The organism is Sphingobacterium composti, assembly GCF_009829075.1.
In the GTDB taxonomy this organism is placed as follows: domain Bacteria; phylum Bacteroidota; class Bacteroidia; order Sphingobacteriales; family Sphingobacteriaceae; genus Sphingobacterium; species Sphingobacterium composti.
Genome location: NZ_WUQZ01000022.1, coordinates 49,321 through 57,192 on the forward strand (window position 1 = coordinate 49,321; position 7,872 = coordinate 57,192).

Below are 7,872 nucleotides of genomic sequence, written 5' to 3' on the forward strand. Positions count from 1 at the left end.
AAAAAATTCTAACTTTGTTATCTATGTATGTGATAAAAGTAAAAGGTGTAGCTAAAATCCCTGATTATGTGCAATTGCGTGATGATTCATTTACTTTATTGGCATATTTCAGAGTAGACAGACCGGACAAATCTTTAGTGAAAATTGGTCTTGAAGACAAAGCAGAAGAAATCATGAAAATTGTTCAAGAGTTACCTTTTGGTCAAATAAAAAAAATTGAACTTTAGAATAAATGGCAAATAATACAGTAATACGTCTTAAAAACGTAGATATATACCAACAAAAGCATTTAGTCCTTTCCAATGTCAATCTAGAAATTGGTCATGGCGAATTTATTTATCTAATCGGTCAATCGGGTTCTGGTAAAAGTTCTTTACTAAAAATCATTTATGGTGAATTACATATCGCAGATGGCGAAGGTGTTGTAGCTGGTTTTGATTTAAAGAAATTGAAAGAAAACGATGTACCTTTCTTGCGTCGTAAATTAGGTATTGTATTCCAAGATTTTCATTTATTGAATGACAGAACAGTTGAGAAAAACTTAGAATTTGCCTTAAAAGCGACAGGTTGGACAGATAAAAATCTCATCCAAAACAAAATGATTGATGTTTTGGAAAAAGTAGGTTTACGCTCTAAATTGCACAAAATGCCTCATGAACTTTCGGGAGGTGAGCAACAACGCATTGTAATTGCACGTGCTTTGCTCAATGACCCTGAAATTATTCTTGCGGATGAGCCAACAGGCAACCTTGACCCTGCTACTTCAGAAGAAATTGTATTATTGCTACGTGACATTGCGGCATCTGGCACAGCTGTATTGATGGCTACGCATGACTATCAAATCATACGTAATATGCCATCACGCATTCTTCGCACAGGTGATGGTGGATTGCACGACAACGTAAGCATTTAAATAAACTGACAAAACTTATGTAATCCGACATTTTGGAAGTGTTAGCACAACAAACACTGACAAGGTGTCGGATATTTTTATAATGGCAAAATTATTGGTAAAAGTATTTGAGCTATTCAAATATCTTAAAAATAGTGTGATGATGAACGAAAAAGAGAACATTCAAGACGAGAATTTAGAACAAAACGAAAAGAATCAAGAGCAAGAAACTGCAAAAGAGCAAGCTGCTGAATTATCACAAGAGGAGATTTTATCGAATCAATTGGCAGAAGCGAATGACAAATTTGCTCGTTTATTTGCAGAATTTGATAATTATAAAAAACGTACATCTAAAGAGCGTGTCGAGTTAATATCGACTGCTGGCGAAAAAGTGATTTCAAAATTATTGACTGTATTAGATGATTTTGATAGAGCATTAAACGCTATGGCAACAGCCCAAGATGTAGAATCAGTGAAACAAGGTGTGGAATTAGTAAACAGCAAATTCAGAAAAATCTTAGAAAACGAAGGTTTGAAAGAAATGACTGTTATTGGTGAAACGTTCGATGCTGATTTCCAAGAAGCAATTACAGCTATCCCTTCTCCGTCAGAAGACATGAAGAATAAAGTAATTGATGTCGTGGAAAAAGGTTATACATTAAATGATAAAGTAATCCGTTTCGCTAAAGTAGTGATTGGACAATAATATACAAGTAAATGTCAAAGAGAGATTATTATGACGTACTTGGCGTATCACGCCAAGCTGACGCTGCAGAAATAAAATCGGCATATCGCAAATTAGCGATAAAGTATCACCCAGATAAAAACCCGGGTAATGCTGAAGCAGAAGAAAAATTCAAAGAAGCAGCTGAAGCCTACGAAGTATTAAGTAACGCAGACAAGAAAGCGCGTTATGACCAATTTGGTCATGCAGGCAATTCTGCGGGATTTGGTGGTGCTGGAGGTGGTATGAATATGGATGACATATTCAGCCAATTTGGTGACATTTTTGGTGGAGGCAATCCATTTGAAAGTTTCTTTGGCGGTGGCGGAGGCTCACGTGGTGGTCGTCGTGTGCAAAAAGGAACGAATCTTCGCATTAAAGTTAAACTAACTTTAGAAGAAATTGCCAAAGGCGTAGAAAAGAAAGTCAAAGTCAATAAACAAATTGTTTGTAAGACTTGCGATGGCTCTGGAGCAAAAGATAAATCTTCATTCCACACTTGTAAAACATGTGGCGGTGCAGGTTCGGTAAGACGAGTTACCAATACGATTTTGGGACAAATGCAAACTACTAGTACCTGTCCTACTTGTAATGGTGAAGGAGTTGAAATCACTGCGAAATGTACAACATGTAAAGGTGATGGATTGGAAAGAGGTGAAGAGACAATCTCTATCAATATCCCTGCGGGTGTAAGCGAAGGCATGCAATTGTCCATGAGTGGCAAAGGTAATGCGGCTCCTCGTGGTGGTATTCCTGGAGACTTGATTATCTTAGTCGAAGAAGTTCCTCACGAATCTTTGAAACGTGATGGCGTAAACGTTATTTACGATTTGTATATCAATTTTGCCGATGCAGCCTTAGGTACAAGTGTAGAAGTACCTACTATCGACGGTAAAGCTAAAATCAAAATCGACCCAGGAACGCAAGGTGGCAAAATCTTACGTTTGAAAGGTAAAGGTATTCCAGAAGTTAATTCTTACCATAAAGGTGACCAATTAATCTATGTGAATATCTGGACACCGAAAGCGGTATCACCGGAAGAACGTGAAATTCTTGAAAAACTAAAAGGTTCTTCAAATTTCAAACCACAACCTGGCAAAAGTGAAAAATCATTCTTCGAAAGAATAAAAGAATACTTCGAGTAATCAACATATATTTGATTGAAAAATTCCTCATCAGCACACAGCTTTTGAGGGATTTTTATAAATGTGTTGAGTTGTTACCTATCAACAAGATATCTGACAAAATACATGGCCAGCAATTATTAGTTCGGTAGTTTATATATTATTTAACTTTCTTGGAAAAAATCATGTGTAACTAATCCCTCATTTAGCTAAAGGATCTACTAATCTAAATTGAAAATCTATTTTCTTACCTGCTCTTTCAATTTCTAATCGTGTAATTTTGCCATCACCTGATTGCAATTTATTTTTGATATCCTGCAATTTCATTTTACCGACTCTTCGTCCATTTACCTTTAGGAGTTTATCTCCTACAGTCAATCCAACTTTTTCTGCTGGAGATTTGGGTCTTACCTGATCGATTATATAATTAGCATGTAATTCTATGAGGTAATTTACTTCATTACTAAAATTAATACTCACCCCACCATCATCTCCTTTATTTGTAAAATTCGTATAACGATGTCGCACAAAATCAAAGCCCGAATGCACTATTTCCAGACCGCTCATGTCTAGTGTGAAAGCTTTCTTAAAATTTCTGTTTGGTCTTAAATAGAAAACATTATTAGGATAGTCAAACACTATATAAAATCTACTTAAAATTTGATTTCCAATAGATCCAACTCTATCTTTAGCAATTTTATTTTTATCGTAACTATTAGTGTCGGGATAGGAAACAATAGGATAAGGAATTTCATAGGAACCGAACGACACAAGTTCTATTTTATTCTTCACACCATATACGGCCCCGTTAAATCCTACCCCCAAATAATCTCTTATGGATGGCGTATCGATTTCATAATGAGGAATTACCGATTCAAAAAGCATCATGGGATTAGAGTTCCCTAAATCCAATAACAATTTTTGATTAAACAATTTCTTATCGCGTGGTTGTATATTTACAAAAGCATAAGCCCTGTCGTTCTCCACTCTAATAGAAAATTTATTGAATTTAGACATTCTTAATCCCAGCTTAGAAACATCTCTTGCAAATACAATCTTCTTCTTCAAATAGTCTATTGCGACTACATTATTACGAAAAAAAGCACTTCCTAAAATACCGTGCACGTGCACACCTATATTCTTAGACAAATTAAACGCCGTATCTGTAATAACATATAAATGGTGACTGCTATCCACAATATTTCCAATTTGAAGTTTATTTTCTTTAGACATCAATCCTTTAATCGGTTGGCCAGTTCCAAAGCCTTGGAACACGAATGATGATGTATTTTTTAACCGTAAAGAATCGACCTCTCCAAATAATAATGTTTCCTTTACACCATTATCCAATATAAAAGACAAAGGCTCATTGTTCAACTGAACAGATACGATTATCAAATTATTAACGAACTCAAAAGGAATAATACTATGCTGCTTATTTTCAGGGGCATTCCACAATTGTCCGATGACAAATTGAATATGCATCATTAGGCAGAAGATAAACAATAAGCGCAACATAGTCTATCGGAATTAACACAGATGAATATAAAAAAAATTAAGGAGAGTTTATATAAAAAGAATGAGCCTACCGCAGGGCTGCGATAGACTCACCTATTAACCAATTATAAACTTAAATTATGAGAACACAAAAGTACAAAATTTAGTTTACTATGCAAATTTTTTATGCGTTTTTATGCGTTTTTATTAATTATCTATCTACCTCACCTAACACAATATCGATAGAACCTAAAATCGCGATTAAATCCGCAATAAGAACACCTTTTCCTAATTCCGGCAGTACAGACAAATTGTTAAAACTTGGCCCACGCGCTTTAACACGTCTTGGAACATCAGTTTTATCTTGCGTTTCAAAATAAAAACCTAACTCTCCTTTTGGATTTTCAGCACGCATATAGTAAGACTGTGCTTTTAAATTAATTTTTTTTGGCACTAGTGCCCTCGGGTCAAAATCAGGCAAACGCGCAAAATCCGACATTAATCGATCCAAACATTGTTCAATAATTTTTAAAGATTCGCAAACTTCATCAACTCTTACTTTGTATCTATCCCAGCAATCGCCTAGACTCCCCATCGCCCCTGATCCTGTAGGAATATCAAAATCCAGTTCTGGATAGACAGAATAACCATCAACTCGTCTTAAGTCCCATTTTATTCCACTTGCCCGCAACATTGGGCCAGAACAACCATAATTTATAGCTACATTAGCTGGTAAAACTCCAATATTTGCCGTTCTTTCAATAAAAATTTGATTATTCGTCAAAATTTCATCCAATTCATCCAATTTTGGACGAAAATATTTAACAAAGTCCTTACATCTTTCTTCAAAACCAACCGGAAGATCATAAAAAAGTCCCCCTACCCAAATATAGTTGTATAGCATACGAGATCCAGAAGCCCATTCTAACATATTCATTATATGCTCCCTATCTCTAAAACACCACATGAAAGGTGTAAATGCACCTATATCGATTCCGTATGTTCCTATAGCTATTAAATGCGAAGCTATTCGATTCAATTCGCATACCAATACTCGGATGTATTCTACTCGTTTCGGCAGTTTATCCTCCATACCAAGCATTCGTTCGACTCCCATCACAAAGCTATGACTGTTATTCATGGATGATAGATAATCCAAACGATCTGTAAATGGAATAGACTTACCATAATTCATTGACTCCGCATGCTTGTCAAAGCAACGATGTAAATAACCTAAATGTGGTATAACATCTGTAACGATTTCTCCATCCGTTATGAGCTCCAATCGTAATACCCCATGTGTAGATGGATGTTGTGGCCCCATATTAATAACCATCTCTGTCGAGCCCACACTTGCTATTTTGGATATATATTTTTGATAACCTTGATTATATTTTTCAAGCATATTATTCTCCTTTTATTGGAATACCGTGATAATATTCTGCATCTTCATAATCTTTGCGCAATGGAAAACCTTCCCAATCATCTGGCAATAGAATACGGCGTAAATCTGGATGATCAGTAAAATATATTCCCATTAAATCATATGCTTCGCGTTCGTGCCAATCGGCCGTACGCCAAATTGAACTCACTGATGGCACTTCAGGCAAATTATTCTCTTCGCGATTCGTTACAGGTAATTCCACACGAATTGTCAATTGTGTTTGGTAAGGCAAAGATGTCAGGTTATATACTAAAGCAAAACGATTTTCTGGATAATAATCTACAGCCGTTATATTAGCTAAAAAATCGTAATAATATGCTGAAGAATCTCTTAAATATTTAGATAGTTCAACTAAAATTGAAGATGAGACAATTAAAGTTGCTTGCTTTGCTCCTTCTACAGCGTGTATAGATTCACCAAACTTGTTTTGCAAATCTTGTAATAATTTATCTATCATGGTGCTAATCTGTTTTTCGTCCATGTATCATTTTCTTTTTGGTACACTATCCTATCATGTAATCTTGAACTTCTCCCTTGCCAAAATTCCATTCTAAATGGTTTTACAAGATAACCACCCCAGAATGAGGGCCTTGGAATTGTTTCCATCTGTTCAAATTCAATTTCCTTTTCCTTCACTCTATCTTCTAGTATAGATCTACTAGCTATTATCTGAGATTGTGGTGAAGACCAAGCACCTATCTGACTACCTTTGGGACGTGATGCAAAATATTCATCCGAATCATCTTTTGGCAAAAATTCGACATCTCCTTCAATGCGAACCTGACGTTGCAACTCTCCCCAAAAAAACAATAAACTTACTTTAGAATTACGCGCTAAATCTTGTCCTTTTTGACTAGTATAATTTGTAAAAAAACTAAATCCCTCTGCTTTTATATCTTTTAATAACACAACTCGTGTCGATGGATAGCCCTGATTATTAATGGTAGCCAAAACCATCGCATTAGGCTCCAATACTTGTGCAGATAACGCTTGTTCAAACCAAACTTGGAATTGTTGGGTAGGATTTTCTAAAACATCAAGTTCCGATAAAGAACCCATTGCATAATCTTCACGAATTGCTGCTATATCTTTATGTTCTATCGCCATTAATTCTGAATAAAGTGTAGCACAAACTTACTAAAAGCGTTATAAATATCTACCTACAAAGTCGATTAAATAATTGTATTTTATTTTTTGATAATTATTTTTTTGTAGTTTTATTATGATTAAAAAGGAAATAGAATAATGTTCAATACACACGATCCAAAACAAGGTAGTTTATTATTGTCAGAACCATTCATGCTAGATCCAAATTTTGAACGTTCGGTGGTATTACTATGTGAGCACAATAATGATGGCTCTGTAGGTATGATTCTCAATCATCGCTCTCAATTGTTGTTATCTGATGTGATGGATGAAAAAGTAGTTGATTTCCCCTTATACATTGGTGGTCCTGTGCAAAATAATGCTATTTTCTTTTTGCACCGCGCAATTGACAAAATAACAGATGGCACGCACATCTATAATGATATATATTGGGGCGGAGATTTTGACATGGCTATTTCGATGATTAATGATGGTTATCTGTCGACTGATGAAATTAAATTTTTCTTAGGCTACTCAGGTTGGGCAGAACATCAACTTTTAGATGAAATCAATCAAAACTCTTGGGCAGTACACAATAAATTTAGTTCAGAACTTACCTTTATCACAGATGGAGAAGATCTTTGGAAAAAAGCCTTAATAAGTTTGGGACCTAAATATGCGCATGTTGCTAACTTCCCCAAAAGTCCTAATTTAAATTAGAATATTTTTTTATTACTATCACCTTGTTAACTTCATTTTTTTGACCAGCCAATGATTTGAATGGTGCTGCACAATTTCGTTTTTACAGGTATTCCAATTATTCATCTTTAGAATTCATATAAACGTATATTTTAAGAGGAATAGCACTTGGATAAAGTGACCTACCTATGCCTTCATAAAGAATGGCACAATAAGAAAAATGATTAAAATAATTTCCTCATAACTCAATTTTACAACCTTAAGTTGTAAATGATTACGAAATCGGATAGGAGGAACGGGATTAATTCCCGTTCCGACCTTCCACAGCACCGCACGTACCGTTCGGTATACGGCGCTTCCCTAAGTTGTAACACGAACTCGCTTGTATTCTGCCAGTAAAGATGGG

Annotated in this window: 9 protein-coding genes; 5 read left to right on the forward strand and 4 right to left on the reverse strand. The window is 35.3% G+C overall.

Annotated features, from left to right (window positions below; genetic code table 11):
* The first annotated feature begins 23 nt into the window (after positions 1–23).
* From GOQ17_RS13270 to dnaJ, 4 genes are all read left to right on the forward strand, one after another.
* On the forward strand, positions 24–227 hold the full coding sequence (locus GOQ17_RS13270) for a fructose-6-phosphate aldolase (RefSeq protein ID WP_159638101.1): 204 nt from the start codon (positions 24–26) through the stop codon (positions 225–227).
* Positions 228–232: 5 nt separating this feature from the next.
* Positions 233–913, forward strand: coding sequence for a cell division ATP-binding protein FtsE (locus GOQ17_RS13275; RefSeq protein WP_159638103.1), 681 nt, complete (start codon positions 233–235; stop codon positions 911–913).
* Positions 914–995: 82 nt separating this feature from the next.
* Entirely contained in the window at positions 996–1,598 is a 603-nt protein-coding gene (locus GOQ17_RS13280; RefSeq protein WP_317163276.1) for a nucleotide exchange factor GrpE, read from the forward strand.
* Between the two features lie 11 nt (positions 1,599–1,609).
* The gene (gene dnaJ, locus GOQ17_RS13285) at positions 1,610–2,761 is read left to right on the forward strand and encodes a molecular chaperone DnaJ (RefSeq protein ID WP_159638105.1); all 1,152 of its coding nucleotides are present in this window, start codon (positions 1,610–1,612) and stop codon (positions 2,759–2,761) included.
* 180 nt (positions 2,762–2,941) lie between these two features.
* On the opposite strand, the gene GOQ17_RS13290 is transcribed toward dnaJ, so the two are convergent.
* From GOQ17_RS13290 to pdxH, 4 genes are all read right to left on the reverse strand, one after another.
* Entirely contained in the window at positions 2,942–4,228 is a 1,287-nt protein-coding gene (locus GOQ17_RS13290; protein WP_159638107.1) for a PDZ domain-containing protein, read from the reverse strand.
* Between the two features lie 220 nt (positions 4,229–4,448).
* On the reverse strand, positions 4,449–5,642 hold the full coding sequence (locus GOQ17_RS13295; RefSeq protein WP_159638109.1) for an NADH-quinone oxidoreductase subunit D: 1,194 nt from the start codon (positions 5,640–5,642) through the stop codon (positions 4,449–4,451).
* Position 5,643: 1 nt separating this feature from the next.
* Positions 5,644–6,138, reverse strand: a complete 495-nt coding sequence (locus tag GOQ17_RS13300; protein ID WP_159638111.1) for an NADH-quinone oxidoreductase subunit C — start codon at positions 6,136–6,138, stop codon at positions 5,644–5,646.
* The gene (pdxH, locus tag GOQ17_RS13305; protein ID WP_159638113.1) at positions 6,135–6,788 is read right to left on the reverse strand and encodes a pyridoxamine 5'-phosphate oxidase; all 654 of its coding nucleotides are present in this window, start codon (positions 6,786–6,788) and stop codon (positions 6,135–6,137) included. The genes GOQ17_RS13300 and pdxH overlap by 4 nt, the downstream gene beginning before the upstream one ends.
* A gap of 138 nt (positions 6,789–6,926) precedes the next feature.
* Between pdxH and GOQ17_RS13310 the strand changes: the two genes are divergently transcribed.
* Positions 6,927–7,487: a YqgE/AlgH family protein gene (locus GOQ17_RS13310; RefSeq protein ID WP_159638115.1), complete on the forward strand. Its 561-nt coding sequence runs from the start codon at positions 6,927–6,929 to the stop codon at positions 7,485–7,487.
* Positions 7,488–7,872: the final 385 nt, after the last annotated feature.

Bases quoted from the DNA above. Each gene is read 5' to 3' on its own strand.
- pdxH (WP_159638113.1), bottom strand. From the start codon at position 6,788: ATGGCGATAGAACATAAAGATATAGCAGCAATTCGTGAAGATTATGCA.
- GOQ17_RS13280 (WP_317163276.1), top strand. From the start codon at position 996: ATGGCAAAATTATTGGTAAAAGTATTTGAGCTATTCAAATATCTTAAA.
- GOQ17_RS13310 (WP_159638115.1), top strand. From the start codon at position 6,927: ATGTTCAATACACACGATCCAAAACAAGGTAGTTTATTATTGTCAGAA.
- GOQ17_RS13270 (WP_159638101.1), top strand. From the start codon at position 24: ATGTATGTGATAAAAGTAAAAGGTGTAGCTAAAATCCCTGATTATGTG.
- dnaJ (WP_159638105.1), top strand. From the start codon at position 1,610: ATGTCAAAGAGAGATTATTATGACGTACTTGGCGTATCACGCCAAGCT.
- GOQ17_RS13275 (WP_159638103.1), top strand. From the start codon at position 233: ATGGCAAATAATACAGTAATACGTCTTAAAAACGTAGATATATACCAA.
- GOQ17_RS13300 (WP_159638111.1), bottom strand. From the start codon at position 6,138: ATGATAGATAAATTATTACAAGATTTGCAAAACAAGTTTGGTGAATCT.
- GOQ17_RS13290 (WP_159638107.1), bottom strand. From the start codon at position 4,228: ATGATGCATATTCAATTTGTCATCGGACAATTGTGGAATGCCCCTGAA.
- GOQ17_RS13295 (WP_159638109.1), bottom strand. From the start codon at position 5,642: ATGCTTGAAAAATATAATCAAGGTTATCAAAAATATATATCCAAAATA.